This is a genomic window from Phycicoccus jejuensis, assembly GCF_000720925.1.
GTDB lineage: Bacteria > Actinomycetota > Actinomycetes > Actinomycetales > Dermatophilaceae > Phycicoccus > Phycicoccus jejuensis.
Genome location: NZ_JOEE01000004.1, coordinates 322,129 through 344,086 on the forward strand (window position 1 = coordinate 322,129; position 21,958 = coordinate 344,086).

19 protein-coding genes are annotated in these 21,958 nt (G+C 74.6%); 14 read left to right on the forward strand and 5 right to left on the reverse strand.

Going from position 1 to position 21,958, the window contains the following annotated elements; genetic code table 11:
• Window positions 1-43: 43 nt before the first annotated feature.
• The 5 genes from IG69_RS0110040 to IG69_RS0110060 all read left to right on the forward strand — a co-directional run bounded on the left by IG69_RS0110040 (window position 44) and on the right by IG69_RS0110060 (window position 6,689).
• Window positions 44-1,075, forward strand: coding sequence for an extracellular solute-binding protein (locus IG69_RS0110040; protein ID WP_030528030.1), 1,032 nt, complete (start codon window positions 44-46; stop codon window positions 1,073-1,075).
• Window positions 1,076-2,671: an ABC transporter permease gene (locus tag IG69_RS0110045; protein ID WP_030528031.1), complete on the forward strand. Its 1,596-nt coding sequence runs from the start codon at window positions 1,076-1,078 to the stop codon at window positions 2,669-2,671.
• On the forward strand, window positions 2,668-3,729 hold the full coding sequence (locus IG69_RS0110050; protein ID WP_036829661.1) for an ABC transporter ATP-binding protein: 1,062 nt from the start codon (window positions 2,668-2,670) through the stop codon (window positions 3,727-3,729). Before IG69_RS0110045 ends, IG69_RS0110050 begins: the two co-directional genes overlap by 4 nt.
• 127 nt (window positions 3,730-3,856) lie before the next feature.
• On the forward strand, window positions 3,857-6,202 hold the full coding sequence (locus IG69_RS0110055; protein ID WP_030528033.1) for a molybdopterin cofactor-binding domain-containing protein: 2,346 nt from the start codon (window positions 3,857-3,859) through the stop codon (window positions 6,200-6,202).
• 10 nt (window positions 6,203-6,212) lie between these two features.
• The gene (locus IG69_RS0110060) at window positions 6,213-6,689 is read left to right on the forward strand and encodes a (2Fe-2S)-binding protein (protein WP_030528034.1); all 477 of its coding nucleotides are present in this window, start codon (window positions 6,213-6,215) and stop codon (window positions 6,687-6,689) included.
• 48 nt (window positions 6,690-6,737) lie between these two features.
• Here the strand turns inward: IG69_RS0110060 and IG69_RS22515 are convergent, their stop codons facing one another.
• Entirely contained in the window at window positions 6,738-7,631 is an 894-nt protein-coding gene (locus IG69_RS22515; RefSeq protein WP_030528035.1) for an aminoglycoside phosphotransferase family protein, read from the reverse strand.
• On the reverse strand, window positions 7,628-8,545 hold the full coding sequence (locus IG69_RS22520) for a DUF4439 domain-containing protein (protein WP_030528036.1): 918 nt from the start codon (window positions 8,543-8,545) through the stop codon (window positions 7,628-7,630). Before IG69_RS22520 ends, IG69_RS22515 begins: the two co-directional genes overlap by 4 nt.
• 102 nt (window positions 8,546-8,647) lie before the next feature.
• Between IG69_RS22520 and IG69_RS0110075 the strand changes: the two genes are divergently transcribed.
• The 4 genes from IG69_RS0110075 to infB all read left to right on the forward strand — a co-directional run bounded on the left by IG69_RS0110075 (window position 8,648) and on the right by infB (window position 13,393).
• The gene (locus IG69_RS0110075) at window positions 8,648-9,169 is read left to right on the forward strand and encodes a ribosome maturation factor RimP (RefSeq protein ID WP_030528037.1); all 522 of its coding nucleotides are present in this window, start codon (window positions 8,648-8,650) and stop codon (window positions 9,167-9,169) included.
• 3 nt (window positions 9,170-9,172) lie between these two features.
• Window positions 9,173-10,237: a transcription termination factor NusA gene (nusA, locus tag IG69_RS0110080; RefSeq protein WP_030528038.1), complete on the forward strand. Its 1,065-nt coding sequence runs from the start codon at window positions 9,173-9,175 to the stop codon at window positions 10,235-10,237.
• 104 nt (window positions 10,238-10,341) lie between these two features.
• Window positions 10,342-10,548 (forward strand): YlxR family protein, encoded by a 207-nt coding sequence (locus IG69_RS0110085; protein ID WP_242525806.1) that lies wholly within the window; start codon window positions 10,342-10,344, stop codon window positions 10,546-10,548.
• Window positions 10,549-10,678: 130 nt separating this feature from the next.
• Window positions 10,679-13,393, forward strand: coding sequence for a translation initiation factor IF-2 (infB, locus tag IG69_RS0110090; RefSeq protein ID WP_030528040.1), 2,715 nt, complete (start codon window positions 10,679-10,681; stop codon window positions 13,391-13,393).
• 81 nt (window positions 13,394-13,474) lie between these two features.
• Here infB and IG69_RS20980 read toward each other — a convergent pair whose 3' ends face one another.
• Window positions 13,475-14,548, reverse strand: coding sequence for a Dyp-type peroxidase (locus IG69_RS20980; protein WP_211250991.1), 1,074 nt, complete (start codon window positions 14,546-14,548; stop codon window positions 13,475-13,477).
• 101 nt (window positions 14,549-14,649) lie between these two features.
• Here IG69_RS20980 and rbfA point away from each other — a divergent pair, with 101 nt between their 5' ends.
• From rbfA to IG69_RS0110120, 5 genes are all read left to right on the forward strand, one after another.
• Window positions 14,650-15,132 (forward strand): 30S ribosome-binding factor RbfA, encoded by a 483-nt coding sequence (gene rbfA, locus IG69_RS0110100; protein ID WP_030528042.1) that lies wholly within the window; start codon window positions 14,650-14,652, stop codon window positions 15,130-15,132.
• The gene (gene truB / locus IG69_RS0110105) at window positions 15,116-16,045 is read left to right on the forward strand and encodes a tRNA pseudouridine(55) synthase TruB (RefSeq protein ID WP_030528043.1); all 930 of its coding nucleotides are present in this window, start codon (window positions 15,116-15,118) and stop codon (window positions 16,043-16,045) included. Before rbfA ends, truB begins: the two co-directional genes overlap by 17 nt.
• A gap of 10 nt (window positions 16,046-16,055) precedes the next feature.
• Window positions 16,056-17,018 carry a bifunctional riboflavin kinase/FAD synthetase gene (locus IG69_RS0110110; protein ID WP_030528044.1) on the forward strand — a complete coding sequence of 321 codons (963 nt, stop codon included), beginning with the start codon at window positions 16,056-16,058 and terminating at the stop codon, window positions 17,016-17,018.
• A 14-nt stretch (window positions 17,019-17,032) separates the two neighbouring features.
• On the forward strand, window positions 17,033-18,154 hold the full coding sequence (locus tag IG69_RS0110115; RefSeq protein ID WP_051750413.1) for an FtsW/RodA/SpoVE family cell cycle protein: 1,122 nt from the start codon (window positions 17,033-17,035) through the stop codon (window positions 18,152-18,154).
• 97 nt (window positions 18,155-18,251) lie between these two features.
• Window positions 18,252-20,123, forward strand: a complete 1,872-nt coding sequence (locus IG69_RS0110120) for an AMP-dependent synthetase/ligase (protein ID WP_030528046.1) — start codon at window positions 18,252-18,254, stop codon at window positions 20,121-20,123.
• Between the two features lie 116 nt (window positions 20,124-20,239).
• Here IG69_RS0110120 and IG69_RS0110125 read toward each other — a convergent pair whose 3' ends face one another.
• Together IG69_RS0110125 and IG69_RS0110130 are read right to left on the reverse strand one after the other, a co-directional pair.
• On the reverse strand, window positions 20,240-21,091 hold the full coding sequence (locus IG69_RS0110125; RefSeq protein ID WP_030528047.1) for a hypothetical protein: 852 nt from the start codon (window positions 21,089-21,091) through the stop codon (window positions 20,240-20,242).
• Entirely contained in the window at window positions 21,088-21,663 is a 576-nt protein-coding gene (locus IG69_RS0110130; RefSeq protein ID WP_030528048.1) for an RNA polymerase sigma factor, read from the reverse strand. Before IG69_RS0110130 ends, IG69_RS0110125 begins: the two co-directional genes overlap by 4 nt.
• Window positions 21,664-21,958 lie beyond the last annotated feature (295 nt).

A 21,958-nucleotide genomic window follows, 5' to 3' on the forward strand; every position in this document is an offset into this window, starting at 1 on the left:
CCGAGTTAGGCAAGCCTTCCCTACACAGACGGAGGATGACTCGGTGAGACGCCGGACCCTGTCCGCCACGGCCGCCGCGCTCGTCGCGCTGCTCGGCCTCGCCGCCTGCGGCGAGAGCACCCTCGAGGCCGGCGACGACCTCGACTCCTCGAAGCTGACGATCTACAGCGCCCAGCACAAGAACCTCACCGAGGAGTGGGGCAAGGAGTTCCAGGAGAAGACCGGCATCGAGGTGCAGGTCCGCTACGGCAACGACTCCTCGATGGGCTCGCAGATCGTCCAGGAGGGCGCGAGCTCCCCGGCCGACGTCTTCCTCACCGAGAACTCCCCGGCGATGACGACCGTCGAGCGGGCGGGCCTGCTCGCGCCGGTCGACGCCTCGACGCTGGCGCAGGTCGGCCCGGGCTACGCGCCGTCCTCGAAGGACTGGGTCGGCATCGCGGCCCGCTCGACCGTGCTCGTCTACAACCCCTCGAAGATCTCCGAGCAGGACCTGCCGTCCTCGCTCATGGACCTCGCCGACCCGAAGTACGCCGGCCAGTGGGGCGCCGCGGCCGGGGGCGCCGACTTCCAGGCCATCGTCTCTGCGGTCCTCGCGACCGAGGGCGAGGAGAAGACCGCCGCGTGGCTCGACGCGCTCAAGAAGAACGCGAAGGTCTACCAGAACAACATCGCGACGATGAAGGCCGTCAACGCCGGCCAGTCGGCGATGGGCGTGATCTACCACTACTACTGGTACCGCGACCAGGCCCTCAACAAGTCGGGCAGCGGCAACACGAAGCTGCACTACTTCAAGAACGAGGACCCGGGCGCGTTCGTCAGCCTCTCCGGCGGCGCCGTCCTCAAGAGCAGCACGAAGCAGGCCGACGCGCAGAAGTTCCTCGCCTTCGTCACCTCCCAGCAGGGCCAGCAGGCGCTCGGCACCACGGCCTCCAAGGAGTACGCGGTCGGCCGTGACGCCGCCTCCGACCCCGCCCTGCCGCCGCTCGACACCCTCGAGGCCCCGCAGATCGACCCCTTCACCCTCAACGGCCCCGAGGTCATCTCGCTCATGACGAAAGCCGGTCTGCTCTAGGTGTCGACCACCGCGCCCGTCACGACGCCGACCCCCACGCCGGGGTCGGCGTCGACGGCGTCCCCGCGGCGTCGTCGGCCGGGCGGCGGCAGCCCCGGCCTGCGCCTCGGCGCGGTCCTCGTCGCGCTGGTGTGCCTGCTGCCGCTGGCCGTCGTCGCGCTCAAGGCCTTCGAGGCCGGGCCGTCCGAGGTCGCCGCGCTCCTGCTCCGCCCGCGCGTCGGCGAGCTGATGCGCAACACGCTCGCGCTCGTCGCGCTGACCGGCACGCTCGCCACCGTCCTCGGCGTCGGGGCCGCCTGGCTCGTCGAGCGCACGAGCCTGCCGCTCGCCGGCCTGTGGCGCGTGCTGTTCGTCGCGCCGCTGGCCATCCCGGCCTTCGTCAACAGCTTCGCCTGGTCCACCGTGCTGCCGGGCCTCGAGGGCCTCGGGGGAGCGGTGCTGGTGACGACGCTGTCGTACTTCCCGTTCGTCTTCCTCCCGGTGGCCGCGATGCTGCGGTCGGCCGACCCCGGGCTCGAGGAGGCCGCGCGCGCCCTCGGGCTCGGCCCGTGGCGCACGGCCGCGAAGGTCGGTCTCGCGCAGGTCCGCCCGGCGCTGCTCGGTGGCGTCCTGCTCGTCGCGCTGCACCTGCTGTCGGAGTTCGGCGCGCTCGAGATGCTCCGCTTCCCGACCTTCACGACGGCGATCCTCGACCAGTTCGACGTGGCCTTCGACAGCCGCTCCGGCAGCGTCCTCGCCCTCGTGCTCGTCGGCCTCGCCGTCGCCCTGCTCACGGTCGAGCTGCTCGCCCGCGGCCGCACCCGGTACGTGCGGGTCGGCTCGGGCGCGGCCCGCCGCCCGGCCCGGGCGAGGCTCGGCCGGGCGACGCCCCTCGCGCTGCTCGCCGTCACCGCGCTCGCCGTGCTCGCCGTCGGCGTGCCCGCCTGGGTGACGGGCACGTGGCTCACCCGCCCGGAGGAGGCGCTGGAGCCGACGGTGCTCTGGCCCGCCCTGTGGTCGACGGTCCGGCTCGCGCTCGTCGCGGCCCTGGTCACCACGCTCGCCACGCTGCCCGCCGCGTGGCTGCTCGCCCGCCGGCGCACGTGGTTCGGCGTGCTCGTCGAGCGGGTCAGCTACCTCGCCTCGTCGGTGCCCGGCGTCGTCGTCGCCCTCGCGCTCATCACCCTCTCCATCACCTGGGCCCGCTCGCTCTACCAGACCTCGGCGGTGCTCGTCCTCGCCTACGTGGTGCTCTTCATCCCGCGCGCGATGGTCTCGACGCGGGCCGCCGTCGCCGCGGTGCCGCCGGAGCTCTCCGACGCCGCGCGCTCGCTCGGCGACGGACCGCTGCGGACGTTCGTGCGGGTGCAGCTGCCGCTCATGCTGCGCGGCACCCTCGCCGGCTCCGCCCTGGTCGCCATCGCCGTCTCGACCGAGCTGACCGCGACCCTCCTGCTCGCCCCGACCGGCACCCAGACGCTGTCGACGGCGTTCTGGGAGGCGAGCGCCTCCCTCGACTACGCGGCCGCCGCGCCGTACGCTGCCGCGTTGGTCCTCCTGTCCGCACCCCTGACCTGGCTGCTGCTGCGCAGCGGCCCCGAGGAGCACACCCCGTGACCGCCCTGCGCCTCACCGGCATCACCGCGTCGCACCCCCGCACGCCCGTGCTGCACGGCATCGACCTCACCGTCGCCTCGGGCACGACGACCGCGGTGCTCGGCCCGTCGGGCTGCGGCAAGACGACGCTGCTGCGGGTCGTCGCCGGCTTCATGCGCCCCGACGCGGGCGAGGTCCGCATCGGCGACGAGCTCGTGGCCGGCCCCGGCACGTGGGTGCCCCCGGAGAAGCGCGGCTTCGGGTACGTCGCCCAGGAGGGCAACCTCTTCCCGCACCTCGACGTCGCGGCCAACCTGTCCTACGGCCTGCCCCGACGGGAGCGTCGCGCTCGCGAGCGCGTCGCCGAGCTGCTCGAGCTCGTCGGGCTGCCCGCCGAGACCGCCTCCCGCCGCCCCGACCAGCTCTCGGGCGGTCAGCAGCAGCGGGTGGCGCTCGCCCGCGCCCTGGCCCGGCGTCCCCGCGTCGTCCTCCTCGACGAGCCGTTCTCCGCGCTCGACCCCGAGCTGCGCGCCACGACCCGTGAGGCCGTCGCCGACGCGCTGGCGCACGAGGGCGCGACCGTCGTGCTCGTCACGCACGACCAGGCCGAGGCCCTCTCGTTCGCCGACGAGGTCGCCGTCATGCACGAGGGCCGGCTCAGCCAGGTCGGCGCCCCCTCGCTCGTCTACTCGTCGCCGGCCGACCGCCGCTCCGCGCTCTCGCTCGGCGAGGCCTGCTTCCTCCCCGGCGTGCTCGAGGCCGGGGTCGTGCACTGCGCGCTCGGCGACCTCCCGGCCGACCGCCGCTCCGGCGCGGGCCCGGTCGAGGTGATGATCCGCCCCGAGCAGCTGCGCCTGGCCGACGCCCGGACCGGTGCCGTGGCGCCGACGGGGGAGGTGCGCCACGTCGCCTACTTCGGTCACGACGCGCTCGTCGAGGTGCACCTCGACACCGCCGACGTCCTCGTCCGCGCGCGCACCTCGCACACCCCGCCGCCGCCGGTGGGCTCCCGGGTGGAGGTGACGGTCGACGGCCGGCCGCACCTCCTCGCGGTCGGCAGCGCGCCCGGCATCGGCTGACCGGACCTGCTCCGAACCCGGACCCATCCGGTCCGGGGGTCGGCTCCGAACGTTCGGTACCCGCGCCGCCCGATCCCCCTGCGGGCACGACGACGTGTCCGGTCGGTGGGTGCAGGAAGGACCGTCGATGACGACCGCCCCGACCTCCCGTACGCCCGACACCCCCGCCTCGGAACCACCGGACCGCCCCGGCGTCAGCCGCCGCCGCCTCATCGGCTGGGTGCTCGCGAGCGGCACCCTGGCCGTCGCGGCCGACCTGTCGAGCGGCGCCCCGAGCGCGTCCGCCGCGGTGCCGAGCCCCCCGCAGGTGCCTGAGATCTTCGACCTCGGTGACCTGCAGACCAACTCGGCCCTGCCGACCTCGCAGCTCATCCGGATCGACCTCGACGAGGAGGGCGTCGCCCACTTCGCGATCCCGCGGATGGAGGTCGGCCAGGGCATCACGACGGCCGCGGCGATGATCATCGCCGAGGAGCTCGACCTGCCCGTCGACCGCGTCCGCGTCACCCTCGCGCCGGCGCGGCCCGAGCTCGTCTTCAACCAGCTGACCGGCGGCTCGAACACGATGCAGTCGATGTTCACGCCGATCCGCGTCGCGGCCGCCACCGCCCGCGGCGCGCTCCTGCAGGCCGCCGCCACCGAGCTCGGCGCGCAGCTCTCGGCCCTCACGACGAAGGCCGGCGTCGTCACCGGGCCGACCGGCGCCACGCTCACCTACGGGCAGCTGTCGACGCTCGCCGCGAGCACGGAGGACGTCGCGGTCGAGGTCTCGCTGACGCCCCGCCGCGAGTTCTCGGTCATCGGCACCTCGCACGGCCGCGACGACGCCGTCGCCGCCGTGACCGGCCGCAAGCAGTTCACGATGGACCTCTTCGTGGAGGGCGCGCTGCCGACGATGGTGTGCCGCCCGCCGACGCTCAACGGCTCGCCGCGCGCGGTTCGTAACCTCGCGACGGTGAAGGCGATGCCGGGTGTGACCGACGTCGTCACCGTCGACACCGGTGTCGCCGTCCGGGCCGCGACCTTCGGCCAGTGCATCGACGCCGTCCGCGCGCTCGACGTGCAGTGGAACGGCGGGCCGGTCGACGGCGAGGACGACGAGTCCATCCTCGCCGAGCTGCGCCGGGCCGAGCTGCCGATGGTCGTCCCGAAGGTGCCGGTGCTCGCGAGCACCCTGGACCTGCGGGTGGAGTTCATGTTCCGCAGCAGCGCTGCGCTGGAGCCGAACTGCGCCATCGCAGATGTCCGTCGGGACCGCGCCACCGTGTGGGCCGGCCTCAAGGCGCCGCTCGTGGCGCAGCGCAACGTGGCCCGCGCGGTCGGCCTGCCGATCTCGAAGGTCACCGTCAACGTCGTCACCGGCGGAGGGTCGTTCGGGCACAAGCTGTTCGGTGACGCCGCCATCGAGGCCGCCAAGATCTCCAAGGCGATGGGCAAGCCGGTCAAGCTCATGTGGCACCGCGCCGACGAGCCGCGCCAGGGGCGCACACACCCGATGGCGACCTCGCGGGTGCGGGCGACGATGCTGGCCGGCCAGGTCCTCACCTTCGAGCAGCGGCACACCAGCGTCGTCACCGACTTCGGCCACGGGCTGGGGGAGCGGCTCACCGCCCTCGCGGCCGAGCTGCCGGCCAACCTCGGCGGGCTCAGCCTCTCGCAGTCGATCTTCACGCTGACCCAGGAGCTGCCCTACGACTTCGGCGTCGTCACGCAGCTGCTCAACGAGGTCGACACCCGGTTCAACACCGGCAGCATGCGCAACATCTACAGCCCGGACGTCGCGACCGCCAACGAGCTGGCCGTCGACCAGATCGCCAAGCGCTTCGGCAAGGACCCCTACTCCTTCCGGATGTCGTTCCTGCGCAACGCGAAGGCCAAGCGCTGCCTCCAGGCGGTCGCGAAGGCCGGCGGGTGGGGTCGTGCACTGCCCAAGGGCGTGACCCAGGGCATCGCCGTCCACACCGAGTACAAGGGTGCGACGGCGGTGCTCGTCGAGCTCGACACGCGGCCCGCGACCGTCAACCGGAAGATCCGCGACGCCGTCACCGGCCCGCGCGTCACGAAGGCGGTCATCGCGGTCGACGCCGGGCTCGTCGTCAACCCGCGCGGGCTCGAGGCGCAGATGATGGGCGGCGTCGCCGACGGCATCGCCCTCGCCCTCACGAGCAGCAACCACCTGCAGGACGGCCACTTCCTCGAGGCGAGCTGGGACAACTACTTCTACACGCGGCAGTGGAACGTCCCGCCCGAGTTCCGGTGCATCGTCATGCCCTCCGACGAGGAGCTGCCCGGCGGCGCCGGTGAGGCCGGCGTCGCGGCCTCGGTGGCCGCGGTCGCGTGCGCCTACGCCCGGGCGACCGGCAAGGTCCCGACCCGCTTCCCCGTCAACCACGGGACGGTCTCCTTCACCCCGAAGAGCTTCGTCCCGTCCGTGCCCGAGTCGCCGACCGACGGCCTGTCGTACACCTCCTGAGGAGCCAGCCATGCCCCAGCACACCTTCCTCGTCAACGGCGAGCGGGTCACGGTCGACGTGGCCGACGACGTCCGCCTCCTCTGGGTCCTCCGGGACGTCCTGCGCCTCACCGGGCCCAAGTACGGGTGCGGCATCAACGTCTGCAAGGCGTGCACGTCGCACGTCAACGGCAAGGCGTTCAACCCCTGCTCGGTCCGGGTCGGCGACCTCGCGCCCGACGACGAGGTGACGACCATCGAGGGCCTCGCCGACACCGTCGACGCCGACCTGCACCCGATGCAGCAGGCGTGGGTCGACCACGACGTCGCGCAGTGCGGCTACTGCCAGCCCGGCCAGATCATGGCCGCGGTGGCGCTCGTGCGCCGCGTCCGGGCCGAGGGCCGCGCCATCACCGACGCCGACCTCGACGGCATCCGCAACATCTGCCGCTGCGGCACCTACACCCGCATCCGCGAGGCGATCCGGGACGGCGCCGAGCGGATGTGACGACCCGCCGCGGGTCGTGCCGTCACGAGGGGGCGGCGCGACCCGCGGTCACTCGTCGAGCGCCTTGTGCAGGGCGATGCACGCCGTGACGGCCTCGTCGCCCTCGAGCGCGCTCGCCCAGCTGACCTCCACCCCGGCGCGCAGCAGCGTCCAGGCGCGTGCCTCGTCCGGGTCGAGGCCCGCGGCCTCGGCCACGACCTCGAGCCGCCGGCGCACCGACCAGCGGAAGGCCGAGCCGGTGCCCATCTCCGCGAACCGGTTGCGCAGCACCGGCCAGAGGTCGAAGCCGGGGTGCCCCGCGACCGGCTTGGGATCGATGGCCGTCCAGCCCTCCTGCGGGTGGAGCAGCACGTTCTCGTAGTGCAGGTCGGTGTGCAGGAGGAGCTCCGGTGCCCCCGACAGGAGGTCGCGCGCGAGCCCGAGCGTGCGCGTGACGAGGCGCCGCGGGACGGCGGGTCGTGAGGCCATCCGCTCCAGGTGCGGCTCGAGGTAGGCGGCGATGCGCGGGACCTGCGGCGGGGCCGGCACGTGGAGGCGCCGCAGCAGCCCGCCGACGACGGCGCAGGCCTCCTCGTCCCACGCGTCCGTCAGGTCGGTGCGCTCGAGCCGGTCGAGGAGCAGCAGGCCGTCGGACGGCAGGGCCGCGACGAGGCGCACCGCGCCCTCCCCGCCCCACGTGCGCAGGGCGAGGTGCTCGTGCGTGCCCTCGGGGTGCGGCCAGCCGGCCTTGAGCGCGAAGCGCTCGGTGCCGCGGCGGACGGGCAGGACGAGGGCCGTCCACCCGGTGCCCGCCGGTCCGTCGTCGAGGACGAGATCCCACCGCTCCAGCGCCTGGGCGACGAGCCGGGGGACGGTCGCCAGCCAGTCCTCCCCGGTCGGGCCGCCGTCCGCCGGGTAGGTGGCGACCCGGGCCGCCCACTCCGGGGGCAGCTCGACGGTCACGTGAGCCCCGGGAACGGCACGAGGGACCCGCCCCACCGGTGCACCTCGACCTCGACGCCACCGAGCCAGCGGGCCGCGCCCGCGAGACCGGTCGGCGCGTCGGTCGCGAGGAGCGCGGGGAGGGCCGCACCGAGCGACGAGCGCAGGTCGGTCGTGGCCCGTGCGACGAGCCGGTCCACGTCGGCCCCGGTCTCGACGGCGAAGGGCAGCGGGTACCCGAGGGCCGGCGGGGGCTGGCCCGGGCGCGCGGCGTCGTCGCGCAGGGCGCGCAGCACGCCGAGGGTGACGACGGCCCGCTCGCGCCGGGCGCCGGCGGAGCGCGCGGCCGCGACCTCGAGCAGGTAGCAGGCCCTCCGGAGGGCGGACACCGCGTCCGTGGGGCCGGTCCCGGCCGGCGGGTCGCCCGCCGGCCGGGCCGGCTCGCCGAGCAGGGCCGCCGCCGCGACGCGCTGCGCGTGCAGCGCCGCGAGGGTCGGCAGCAGCTCGGTGGGAGCCGCCGCGAACGACGACGCCGCCGCCGCGGCCGCCGACTCCCGGGCGGCGACGTCGGACCGCAGCCCCCGCGGGTCGGCCGTCGAGGAGGGGGAGGGGGTCGGGTCGAGGGCGTCCGCGGGCACGCCGGCCCGCAGCAGCGTCGCGCGCAGCACGGTCACCTGTCGCCGGTGGGCGATCGCGAGGTCCGTGCCGAGGTCGTCGCCGAGCGCGGACGCGTCGGCGGCGAGGACCGCGGTGTCGCGGACGAGGGCCGCCATCAGGTCCTGTGCCGGGAGGGGACGACGGGTGGGCACGAGGGGCAGGCGTGGGGCGTCGTCCTCGAGGCGGACGCCGCACCCCGTGAGCGCGCCCAAGAGGACGGTCCCGGAGCCGGCGAGCAGCAGGCGCCGCCCCGGACGCCGGGGGTCGTCGGCCGGCACCGCGCCATCATGCCACGGTGCGAGCACGCGTCGCGGGGCCCTAGAGTGGTGCCCCCGGCGCGAGCCGGGACGAGAACTGCACAGGGAGAGGAGACCGGCGTCATGGCCACCGCGGACAGCGTCCGACCCGTCCTCGAGGAGGGCCTGGCCGGAGCCGGCCTCGTCCTCGAGGACGTCACCGTCACGCCGGCCGGCAAGCGCCGCGTCGTGCGCGTCCTCATCGAGCGCGACCTCGGCGACGTCGACCGCGTCACCGAGCCGACCACCCCCCTCTCCCTCGACGAGGTCGCCGACGCCACCCGCGCCGTGAGCGAGGCCCTCGACACCAGCGACGTGATGGGGGAGCAGCCCTACACCCTCGAGGTCTCCTCCGCCGGGGTCGGTCGCCCGCTCACCCTGCCGCGCCACTTCCAGCGCAACGTCGGCCGCCTCGTCACCGCCCGGACCGCCGACGGCGAGACCACCGGACGCCTCGTGGCCGCCGACCGCGCGGGCCTCGTGCTCGAGGTCCCCGCCACCGCCAAGACCCCCGCCCGCACCGTCCCGCTGGCCTACCCCGACCTCGACCACGCCGCCGTGCAGGTCGAGTTCTCGCGCCGCGACGACGACCCGAAGGAGAGCTGACCCGTGGACATCGACCTCGCCGCCCTGCGCGCCCTGGAGCGCGAGCGCGGCATCTCGCTGGACATCATCGTCCCCGCCATCGAGCAGGCCCTGCTGCTGGCCTACCAGCGCACCGACGGCCACTACCGCTCCGCTCGCGCCGAGCTGGACCGCAAGACCGGTCACGTCGTCATCTGGGCCCGCGAGGAGCACGAGGTCCCGGCGCCCGAGGGCGAGGTCGACGAGGAGGGCAACCCCGCCCGCCCGCGCCGCGAGCTCGGCCCGGAGTTCGACGACACCCCGACCGGCTTCGGCCGCGTCGCGGCGTCGACGGCCCGGCAGGTCATCGTCCAGCGGATGCGTGACATCGAGGACGACGCGATCCTCGGCGACTTCAAGGGCCGCGAGGGCGACATCGTCGCCGGCGTCGTCCAGCAGAGCCCGAACCCGCAGCACGTGCTCGTCGACTTCGGCACCATCGAGGGCATCCTCCCGCTCGCCGAGCAGGTGCCCGGCGAGACCTACCAGCACGGCCAGCGGCTGCGCACCTTCGTCGTCTCGGTCAAGCGCGGCCCCCGCGGCCCGCAGATCGGGCTCTCGCGCACCCACCCCAACCTCGTCCGCAAGCTCTTCGCGCTCGAGGTGCCCGAGATCGCCGACGGCAGCGTCGAGATCGCGGCCCTGGCCCGCGAGGCGGGGCACCGCACGAAGATCGCCGTGCACTCGACCGTCCCCGGCCTCAACGCCAAGGGCGCCTGCATCGGCCCGATGGGCGCCCGCGTGCGCGCCGTCATGGCCGAGCTCCAGGGCGAGAAGATCGACATCGTCGACTGGAGCAAGGACCCCTCGTCCTTCATCGCCTCGGCCCTGTCGCCGGCGCGCGTGCAGTCGGTCGAGGTTGTCGACCCGACGCTGCGCGCCGCGCGCGTCGTCGTCCCCGACTACCAGCTCTCGCTGGCCATCGGCCGCGAGGGGCAGAACGCCCGTCTCGCGGCCAAGCTGACCGGCTGGCGGATCGACATCCGGCCCGACACCGACGCCGGCCGCGGGGGGTCCACGGGTGCCCGCGACACGCCCGGGCCCGCATAGGCGGTAGACTGGTGCGAACCGACCGGACTGGACTCCGGACGTCGGGGCCCGTGCGCACGTGCATCGGGTGCCGGGGGACGGATAGCCGGTCGGCACTCCTGCGAGTGGTACTCGGGCAGGCGGAGCAGGGCCCCACGGTCCTCCCCGACCCCGGGCGCCGTCGCCCGGGACGCGGCGCCTGGCTGCACCCGAGCGTCTCGTGTCTCGACCTCGCCGTCCGTCGGAGGGCGTTCGGGCGCGCACTGCGAGCCGGTGCCGCCCCGGACACCACCGAGGTGCGGGCCTGGGTCGAGGGCCTCGAGCAGGAGTGACCGTCAGATGCACGACAGAACCGGAAGCGGGTTTGAACGCAATGAGCACCCGATGAGTCCTCAGCGATGAGCACCCCCCAGCTGTAACGACGGTCCGCGCCGCCCCGGCACGGACCTGGACAGGAGAGATGTGTCTAAAGTCCGTGTGAGCGCACTTGCGAAGGAGCGCGGGGAGACCAGCAAGGTCGTCCTCGAGCGCCTCAACGAGATGGGCGAGTACGTCAAGAGCGCCAGCTCGACGATCGAGGCGCCGGTGGTCCGGCGCTACAACGAGCGGTTCCCCGTCGAGGCCGCGGCCCCGAAGGCCGCCGCCAAGGCGCCCGCCCCCAAGGCCCCCGCGGCCCCGGCCACCCCGGCTCCGGCCGCCCCGGCCCCGGCGGCGCCCGCCGCCGCGGCGCCGTCCGCGCCGGCTCCGGCGACGCCCGGCCCGAAGGCCCCGGCCCCCAAGGCCCCGGCCCCGGCGGCCCCCGCCGCACCGGCGCCCGCCGCTCCCGCCGCCCCCGCGGCGCGCGAGGGTGGCTCCGCCGGCCCGCGTCCGGGCGGTCCCCGCCCGTCGGGCCCGCGCCCGGGCAACAACCCGTACGCCCCGAGCCAGGGGATGGGCCGCAGCCGCGAGTCCGCCCCGCGCCCGGGCAACAACCCCTTCGCCCCGAGCCAGGGCATGCCCCGTCCGCAGAACCGCCCCGGCGGTCCGCGTCCGGGTGCCCCGGCGGGCACCGGCGGCCCCCGTCCCGGTGGCGCGCGTCCCAGCCCCGGCATGATGCCCGACCGCAGCGCGGTCGCCCGCCCCGGCGAGCGTCCGGCCCGCGGCGGCGGTCGTCCGGGTGCCGGTGGCGCCGGCCGTCCCGGTGGTGGCGGTGGCTTCGCCGGCCGTCCGGGTGGTCCCGGCGGTCGCGGTGGCCGCGGCAGCACCCAGGGTGCGTTCGGCCGCGGTGGCGGTCGTCCGGGCCGCGCCCGCAAGTCCAAGCGCGCCAAGCGCGCCGAGTTCGAGCAGATGCAGGCGCCGTCGATCGGCGGCGTCAGCGTCCCCCGCGGCGACGGCTCGACCGTCATCCAGATCCGCCAGGGCGCGAGCATCAGCGACTTCGCGGACAAGATCAACGCCAACCCCGGTGCGCTCGTCACCGTGCTGTTCCACCTCGGTGAGATGGCCACGGCGACCCAGAGCCTCGACGAGGACACCTTCAAGGTCCTCGGCACCGAGCTCGGCTACGACATCCGGATGGTCTCGCCGGAGGAGGAGGAGCGCGAGCTCTACGACTCCTTCAGCATCGACCTGGAGTTCGGCATCGACTCGGAGGACGACGAGGACCTCGAGGCCCGTCCGCCGGTCGTCACCGTCGTCGGCCACGTCGACCACGGCAAGACCCGCCTGCTCGACGCCATCCGCAACGAGGACGTCGCGGGCGGCGAGGCCGGTGGCATCACGCAGCACATCGGTGCCTACCAGATCCACCGCGAGCACGAGGGCGTCGACCGTCCGATCACCTTCATCGACACCCCGGGTCACGAGGCGTTCACCGCCATGCGTGCCCGTGGTGCGAAGGTCACCGACATCGCGATCCTCGTGGTGGCGGCGGACGACGGCGTCATGCCGCAGACCATCGAGGCGCTCAACCACATGCAGGCGGCCGACGTGCCGATCGTCGTCGCGGTCAACAAGATCGACGTCGACGGCGCGAACCCGAGCAAGATCCGCCAGCAGCTGACCGAGTACAACCTCGTGGCCGAGGAGTACGGCGGCGAGACGATGTTCGTCGACGTCTCCGCGAAGCAGGGGCAGAACATCGACAGCCTCCTCGAGGCCGTCCTGCTCACCGCGGACGCCGCGCTCGACCTGCGGGCCAACCCCGACCGCGACGCCCGTGGTGTCGCGATCGAGGCCAACCTCGACAAGGGTCGCGGTGCGACGGCCACCGTCCTCATCCAGTCCGGCACCCTCAACGTCGGTGACGCGATCGTCGCCGGCTCGGCCCACGGCCGCGTCCGCGCCATGCTCGACGAGCACGGCCAGAACGTCTCGGAGGCGACCCCGTCGCGTCCGGTCCAGGTGCTCGGCCTCTCCTCGGTCCCGCGGGCCGGCGACACCTTCGTCGTCGCCCCCGACGACCGCACCGCGCGCCAGATCGCCGAGAAGCGCGAGGCCGCCGACCGCCAGGCCAGCCTGGCCAAGGCCCGCAAGCGCATCTCGCTCGAGGACCTCAACGAGGCCCTCGCGGCGGGCAAGGTCGACACCCTCAACCTCATCCTCAAGGGTGACGTGTCGGGTTCGGTCGAGGCGCTCGAGGACGCCCTGCTGCAGATCGACGTGGGCGACGAGGTCGACCTGCGGATCATCGACCGCGGCGTCGGCGCGATCACGCTGAACAACATCAACCTGGCGATGGCGTCCAACGCGATCATCATCGGCTTCAACGTGCGGGCCGAGGGCCAGAACGCCGAGGTCGCCGAGCGCGAGGGCGTCGAGATCCGGTACTACCCGGTCATCTACCAGGCGATCGACGAGATCGAGCAGGCCCTCAAGGGCATGCTCAAGCCGGAGTTCGAGGAGGTCGAGCTCGGTTCGGCGGAGATCCGCGAGATCTTCCGCTCGAGCAAGTTCGGCAACATCGCCGGCTCGATCGTCCGCAGCGGCGAGATCAAGCGTGGGACGAAGGCCCGCATCACCCGCAACGGTGTGGTCGTGGCCGAGAACGTCGAGGTGGCCGGTCTGCGCCGGTTCAAGGACGACGTCACCGAGGTCCGCGAGGGCTTCGAGTGCGGCATCAACCTCGGGTCCTACAACGACCTCCAGCTCGAGGACCTCATCACCACCTACGAGATGCGGGAGAAGCCGCGCGCCTGACGCATCGAGTGAACAGAACACGCCGTGTGCCCTCCGGGGCGCACGGCGTGTCCTGTTCCCTCGACGGGTGGGGCGACGGGGTCAGGTGAGCATCGCCTCGCCGAGCAGCTCGCCCGGTCGCGCCCCCGGCAGGACGGCGAAGACGGCCGAGCCGACCGGCGTCGTCCAGAGGTTGAGCAGGTCCATCTCGGCGAGCCGACGCTGGACCGGCACGAGCTGGCGCACGGGGTCGGCCTGGTACGCGACGAAGACCAGCCCGGTGCTGCTCGCGGCGCCGGTGCCGTCGTCGTAGGAGTAGGCCCGGCGCAGGAACCGCTCGTGCGGGGCGCTCGCGTGCGCCCGGCGCAGATGGGCCGCGTCGTCGATGCGGTGGAAGCCGAGCTCGTCGACGGCCGTGAGGTCGGCCGGGGCGTCGACGCCCCCTCCGGTCACCGGCGCGCCGGTGTCGAGCCGGCGGCCGACCGCGTTCTCGCGCGAGAGGCGGTCGGCGCGGTCCCAGGCGTCGAGGTCCATCGCGATGCGGCGCACGACGACCGACGAGCCCCCGCGCAGCCACGCCGGTCCGTCGTCCCCGACCCACAGCAGGTCGGCGTCGAGAGGTGGCGCCCGGCCCCCCACCGGACGCGGCGTACGCCCGAGGGGCCGGACGGCCACGAGGGGCACGGCGAGCCGCGGGACGAGGGGAGAGCGCAGCGGCGCCGCGGCCGGGGGCAGCAGCGCGGAGACCACGTGCCAGAGGGCGTCCTCGGCACGGGCGAGCAGGAGGGTGAGCGCAAGGGTCGCCACGACGTGGGCGAGGAGCATCCGCGGCTCGAGGTGGGTCATCGGCGGCATGGCGGTGCCGGTGCCCGGCAGCGTCGCGCCGTGGTGGTGCGCCGCGGTGCCGGTGCCGTGGCCGGGGGCCATCGAGAGCAGCCCGAGGTGGACGACGACCTGGGCGGAGGCCAGCACGCCGAGCACCCCGGCGGTGCGCAGGGGCCGCCCCGCCACGAGCCACAGGGCCGGCCCGAGGACGAGTGCGAGGACGACGAAGGCGGCCGCCCCCGGGGCCTGCCCGCCACCGAGCTGGTGGGCGCCGGCCGAGACCCCGAGGACCGCGAGGGTGGCCGTGGCCGCGCGCGCGGAACGCACCACGGGAGCCCCTGCGGCCGCCATGGCGACGATGGTAGCCCCGGGGCGGTCGGGGGCGCTGCGGGTCACTAGGGTTGGGGACGCCCCGCGAGGGGCCGAGACCCCACCCAGCCCGAGGAGGACCCGTGGCCGACGAAGCACGCGCCCGCAAGGTCGCCGACCGCATCAAGACGCTGACCGCCGCGAACCTCGAGTCCATCGTCAAGGACCCCGACCTCGGGTTCGTCACCGTCACCGACGTCCGCGTGACCGGCGACCTCCAGCACGCCTCGCTCTTCTACACCGTCTTCGGTGACGAGGCCCAGCGCGAGACGACCGCCCGGCTGCTCGAGGAGAGCAAGGGCCGGCTGCGCTCCTTCGTCGGCAAGCAGCTCGGCATCCGCCTCACCCCGAGCCTCGAGTGGATCGCCGACGCGATCCCCGAGACCGCGGCGCACCTCGAGGACCTGCTCAAGGAGGCCCGCGAGCGCGACGCGCAGGTCGCAGCCGCGGCCGCCGCCGCGACCTACGCCGGCGAGGCCGACCCCTACCGCAAGCCCGAGGCGGACGAGGACGACGACACCGACGAGGGGCCCCGGGACGAGGCGTCGGGTGCGCTCGAGCGCTGAGCCCGCGCCCGACGGCCTCCTCGTCGTCGACAAGCCGCAGGACTGGACGAGCCACGACGTCGTCGCCCGCAGCCGGCGCCTGTGCGCCACCCGCAAGGTCGGCCACGCCGGCACCCTCGACCCGATGGCGACCGGCGTGCTCGTCCTCGGCGTCGGCCGGGCCACCCGCCTGCTCACCCACCTCGTCGGCGCCGACAAGGACTACACCGCGACCGTGCGCCTCGGCCAGGGCACGCTGACCGACGACGCCGAGGGCGAGGTGACGAGCGCGCCCGGCGCCGGGTCCCTGGACCGCGCCGCCGTGGAGGCCGCCGTCCTGGGCCTGACCGGCGCCGTCGAGCAGGTCCCGAGCGCCGTCAGCGCCATCAAGGTCGACGGGAAGCGTTCCTACCACCGGGTGCGCTCGGGTGAGGACGTGCAGCTGCCGGCGCGGCCGGTCACGGTGTCGCGCTTCGTCGTCGTCGAGGCCCGGGTGGGCACGGCGCCCGACGGCACCGCCGTGCTCGACGTCGACGTCGAGGTCACGGTCTCCTCCGGCACCTACGTGCGGGCCCTCGCGCGCGACCTCGGTGCCGCGCTCGGCAGCGCCGGCCACCTCACCGCCCTGCGCCGCACCCGCGTCGGCGGACTGACCCTGGCCGACGCCCACCCGCTCGCGGACCTCGAGGCGCGCCAGGGCGAGCCGATGCCGGTCCTTCCGCTGGCCGAGGCCGCCCGGGCCACGTTCCCCTCGCGCTCCCTCGACGCCGACGAGGCCCGCGCCCTCGGCTACGGTCAGCGCATCCCGTCGCTCACGCCGGGGCGCACGGGCCCGGTCGCGGCGTTCGCCCCGGACGGCACGCTCGTCGCCCTGCTCGACGAGGCGCGCCCCACCGCGCGGTCCCTCGTCACCTTCGCCCCCGCGAGTTCGTAGAGTGTCACCCGTGCACCGATGGACCGACCCCGCCGCCACGCCCGAGGCCCTGCGCCCCTGCGTGCTCACGCTCGGCAACTTCGACGGCGTGCATCGCGGCCACAAGGCGGTGATCTCGGCCCTCGTCGAGGCCGGCGCCCGGCTCGGCCTGCCCTCGGTCGCCATCACCTTCGACCCCCACCCGGTGGCGGTCTTGCACCCCGAGCGCGCCCCCGAGCTCATCGCCCCCGGGCGGGTGCGTGACGACCTCATCGCCGACACCGGCGTCGACGGCCTGCTCGTCCTCGACTTCACGACCGAGTTCGCGCAGCAGACGCCCGAGGACTTCGTGCGCTCCGTGTTCGTCCGTGGCCTCGACGCCCGCTGCGTCGTCGTCGGGATGGACACCCGCTTCGGCTACCGCAACGCCGGCGACGTCGGCACCCTCGTCGACCTCGGGGAGCAGTTCGGCTTCGAGGTCATCGCGCTGGACGACGTCGGCGACGGCGAGCGCTTCAGCTCGACCGTCATCCGGCGCGAGCTCGGCGAGGGCCGCGTCGCCGAGGCCGCGCGCATCCTCGGCCGTCCGCACCGGGTCGTCGGCGAGGTCGTGCACGGCAACCACCGGGGCCGCGGCCTCGGGTACCCGACGGCCAACCTCTCGCCCGACTCCCTCGGGCTCGTGCCCGCCGAGGGCGTCTACGCCGGCTGGCTGACCCGGCTCGACGTGCCCGACGACGCCCCGGACCGCACGATGCCGGCCGCCGTGAGCGTCGGCACCAACCCCACCTTCGACACCGGCGACCGGCGCACCGTCGAGGCGTACGTCCTCGACCGCGACGACCTCGACCTCTACGACGAGACCGTCATGGTCGAGTTCGTCGAGCACATCCGCCCGACGCTGCGCTTCGAGAGCGTCGAGGAGCTCAAGGACGCGATGGCGGGGGACGTCGAGCGGTGCCGCGAGGTCCTCGCCAACATCGTCCCCGCCTGACCGGCGTCCCGGCCGTGCGCCGGGACGGCCGGGCGGCGGGTCACGACGCGGCGGGTCACGACGTCGGGCTCTTCGTCGCCGCCGGCGGGGCATCGCTCGTCGGCGCGCTGCTCGTGTGGTCGGCCACCGTCCGCACCGCCGGGTCCGCCTACCTCGTGCGTCACCTCGTCACGGCGGCCGTCGGGCTGGCGCTCGCGGTGCTCGTCGCGCGGGCCGGGCGGGGGCGGCTGCGCGTCGCGGCGCCGTGGACGTGGGGAGCGGCCGTCGTCCTCCTGCTGCTCGTCCCGACCCCGCTCGGCACGACGGTCAACGGCGCCCGCTCCTGGATCCCGCTCGTCGGCGGCTTCACCCTCCAGCCGGCCGAGCTCGCCAAGGTCGGGATCGTGCTGGCCCTCGCCGCCGTCCTCACCCCGTGGCCCTCGCGCGGCGCGCCGCCCGGGGGCCGGGAGGTCGGGCTCGCCGTGCTCGTCCTCGCCGTGCCGGTCGGCCTCGTGGCGCTCCAGCCGGACCTCGGGAGCGCGGTCGTCCTCATCGCCGGCGGCGTCGTCGTGGTGGTCGTCGCCGGGCTGCGGCTGCGCTGGGTCGCGCTGCTCGTGGTGGCCGCCCTGGGGCTCGGCGTCGCCGCCTGGACGACGCCGCTGCTCTCGGGCTACCAGCGGGCGCGGCTGCTCACCTTCCTCGACCCGTCCGCCGACCCGCTCGGCGCCGGCTACCAGGTCGGCCAGGTCCGCCTCGCCGTCGCCGGGGGTGGCCTGTGGGGGCAGGGCTTCATGGAGGGGCCTCGCACCCAGGGCGGGTTCGTCCCCTTCCAGCTCAACGACTTCGTGTTCTCGGTGGCGGGGGAGGAGCTCGGGTTCGTCGGGGCGGCCGGCCTCGTCGTGCTGCTCGGCGTGCTCGTCGTCCGGGTGCTCGTCGTCGCCGCGCGCTGCGAAGAGCCCTTCGGCCGCCTCGTCGGGGTCGGCGTCGCGACGTGGCTGGCGGTCCAGGTGGTCCAGAACGTCGGGATGAACCTCGGTCTCCTGCCGGTCACCGGGCTGCCGCTGCCCTTCGTCTCCTACGGCGGCTCGTCGATGCTCGCCTCGTGGCTCGCGGTCGGGCTCGTCGACGCCGCGCAGGGCGGCTCGCGCGCGCCGTGAGAAGGAAAGTGACCCGCCGGTAACGAACCCGTTCCCTCGGGGCGGCTCGTGTGACAGGATTCTGCGACCACGCCACCGATGCCGAGGACGATGCACCATGCACCGGGTGACCCCGCAGATCCACAGCCCCGCCGACGAGCCCGTGGACCACGCGGTCCTGGAGCACCGTGCCCGCAGCGTCGCGCACCTGTTCCGCGACCGGGTCGCCGCCTCCGGCGACCGGCCGGCCTTCCTCCACGCCAAGGTGTCCGAGGCGGGTGACGAGTGGCTGACGACCTCGTGGCGCGAGCTCGACGTCGTCGTGCGCGAGCTCGGCGCCGGGCTGGTCGCGCTCGGGGTCGAGCCCGAGGACCGCGTGGCCATCGCCTCCGGCACCCGCTACGAGTGGGCCCTCGCCGACCTCGCGGTCATGGTCGCGGGCGCCGCGACGACGACCATCTACCCGACGACGATCGCCGACGACGTCGCCTTCATCCTCGCCGACTCCGGCACGCGGGTCGTGTTCGCGGAGAACACCGAGCAGCTCGAGAAGCTGCGCTCGGTGCGCGAGCGGACCCCCGGGGTCGGGCGCGTGGTCCTCATGGAGGGCCGCCCCGACGGCGACGACTGGACGCTCACCTTCGACGAGCTGCGCCAGCTGGGTCGGGAGTACCTCCAGGGCGACCCCGGCGCGGTCGACGCGCGCATCGACGCGCTGACCCCGGACCGGCTCGCGACCATCATCTACACCTCCGGCACGACGGGCCGCCCGAAGGGCGTGCGCCTGCTGCACAGCGCCTGGACCTACGAGGGCGCCGCGACCGAGGCCATCGACATCCTCACCGAGGACGACGTCCAGTACCTCTGGCTGCCGCTCGCGCACGTCTTCGGCAAGAACCTGCTGACCCTGCCGCTGCAGATCGGCTTCGCGACGGCCATCGACGGGCGGATCGACAAGATCGTCGACAACCTCGCGGTCGTCAAGCCGACCTTCATGGGCGCCGCGCCGCGCATCTTCGAGAAGGCGTACGCGCGCATCCAGATGATGATGGAGGCCGAGGGCGGCCTCAAGCTCAAGCTCTTCCGGGCGGCGTCCGCGACCGGCCGCGAGGTGAGCATCCTGCGGGAGCAGGGCAAGCAGCCCTCCGGCCTGCTGGCGCGCAAGCACGCCCTGCTCGACAAGCTCGTCGCGAGCAAGATCCGCGAGCGCTTCGGCGGCAACATCCGCTTCTTCATCTCCGGCTCCGCGGCGCTCAACCAGGACGTCGCGCGCTGGTTCGACGCGATGGGGATGCTCATCGCGGAGGGCTACGGGATGACCGAGACGAGCGCCGCGTCGTTCGTCAACCGCACCCGGGCCTACCGCTACGGCACGGTCGGCTGGCCGCTGCCCGGCATCGAGGTGCGCATCGCCGAGGACGGCGAGGTGCTGCTGCGCGGCCCGGGGAACATGGAGGGGTACCACAACAACCCCGACGCCACGGCCGAGACCATCGACCCCGACGGCTGGCTGCACACCGGCGACATCGGCGAGCTCGACGAGCGCGGCTTCCTGCGGATCACCGACCGCAAGAAGGACCTCTTCAAGACCAGCGGCGGCAAGTACGTCGCGCCGGCGGTCATCGAGTCGACCTTCAAGGGACTGTGCCCGTACGCGAGCCAGCTCATCGTCCACGGGGCCGACCGCAACTTCGTCTCCGCGCTCATCACGCTCGACCCGGACGCCATCGCCGGCTGGGCCGCGCAGAACGGGATGGAGGGCGCCTCCTACCGCGACGTCGTCACCTCCGACGCCTGCCGCGAGATGGTCCAGGGCTACGTCGACCAGCTGAACGCCGGCCTCAACCGGTGGGAGACGATCAAGAAGTTCACCATCCTCGAGAGCGACCTCACCGTCGAGCAGGGCGAGCTGACGCCGAGCCTCAAGCTCAAGCGCAAGGTCGTCGCCGAGCGGTACAAGGACGTCCTCGACAGCCACTACTCCGGCTGACCCCTCCCTTCCCCCCCTCCTTCCCCCCGGGGGTCCCTCCCTCCTTCCGGAGTCGAGTGCGGAAGTGGCAGCTGGGGCGACCACTTCCGCACTCGACCCGAGGGATGCGGGGCTCGTCAGCCGCGCTCGCCGACGCCGAGGCGGACCTCGCGGGTCGAGCCGTCGGTGTAGGTGACCGTGGCCGGGGGTGTGGTGTCGAGGGTGGGGTCGTCCGGCGTCACCCCGACCGGGCCGGGCCACCACGCCGCGAGGTGGCCGCCGGCGACGGTCGCGACGACGTCGCCGTGGTCCGGCGTGTGGACGGTGACGGCGGCGACCTGCGGGCCGACGAGCCCGACGAGCACCGAGACCATCCGCCCCGAGGAGCCGCCCGAGCCGCCGCTCGTCACGGCGACCTCGCGCGGCCCCGGGATGGGGGAGCCCGGCCCGTAGCCCATCGAGCCGAACTCCGTGCCCCCGAGGAACCGGTCCTCGGTGATGCAGGTGGCGTCGAAGCCGCGGTCGTCGCCGAGGACGACGAGGGTCCAGTCGCCCCGCTGCTCGGCGGCGACGACCGGGGCGCGCTCGATCGTGCTGCGGCTGACGCCGGTCGGGTCCGGCCCGTCACCCCGGAGGGTGTCGACGAGCGAGTCGCGGCAGTCGTCGGCGGCGGCCAGCTGCTCGGGGGTCGTCGGGCGGTGCGGGGTGGCCGTCCACGTCGCGTAGGCGGAGTCGCCGCCGGTGAGCACCTGGGCGCCGACGACCCCGACGACGGTGGTCGCCGCCGCGAGGGCCCCGGTCAGGGCGAGGCGGCGCCCGGTGCGTCGGCGTGGGGCCGGCCGCGGCGGCACCGGCGCCGGGGGAGCGGCCAGGACCCGCTCGAGGGTCGCGGCCGCGCGGCGCTGCTGGGCCGGGTCGAGCTCGCGCGGGGCGGGGTCGAGGGCGGTCAGGGCCGCGCGGGTCGTGGCGTCGAGGTCGGAGCGGCTCATGACGGGCTCCCTTCGGGGACGGGTCGGGTTCGGGCGGAACGGGTCCCGACGAGGTCGAGGTGGCGGCGCAGGGCGCGTCGGGCGCGGGTGAGTCGCAGCCGGAAGGCGACCGGCGAGATGCCGAGGACGCTCGCGGCCTCCGGCGACGTGAGGTCGTCCCAGTAGGCGAGGGCGAGCACCTCCTGGTCACCGGTCGTCAGGCGCGGCCAGGCGGCGACGAGGTCGAGGCGGCGGGCGACGAGGTCGGGGTCCTCGCCGCCGAAGGGACGGCTGCGCCCGGCCTCGTCGGCCAGCCGGACGGCCAGCGCCTCGCGCCGCCGGACACCGCGCCGGTCGTTGAGCAGCACCCCGCGGGCGACGCCGAAGGCCCAGGCCCGTCCGTCACCGGGGTCGGCCGGCAGGTCGGCGACCCGCCGCCACAGCACGAGGAAGGTCTCGGCGACGACGTCCTCGGCGTGGGTGGGGTGCACGCGACGGCTGACGAAGCGCAGGACCTCGGGGTACCACGCCGCGAACGCGGCGCGGAAGCGCTCCTCGTCGCCCGGCGGGGGCTGGTCGCTCGGTGTCTCCATGTCCCCCTCCTGTCCGGCTCCGGCGGCAGTGTGTCACCGCCGGCCCCACCGATCCCAACATTTCGGGGTCACCCCGAAATGTCGACGAGACACGAGCTCGGAGCCGGGGTTTCGTGGACGAAGTCGTGTCTCGGACGTGGCCCGCCACCCGCCGCGGTCGCTGCCGTGCCGTGGTGCGTCCGGCGCGCCGGGGCCGTCCCGCCGTGCCGTGGTGGTGTGGCGGGTCGGCAGGGTGAGACCACGCCGCAGAGGCGAGATGGCGACGGCTCGGTGCGGCGACCGTCTCGCGCGTGCG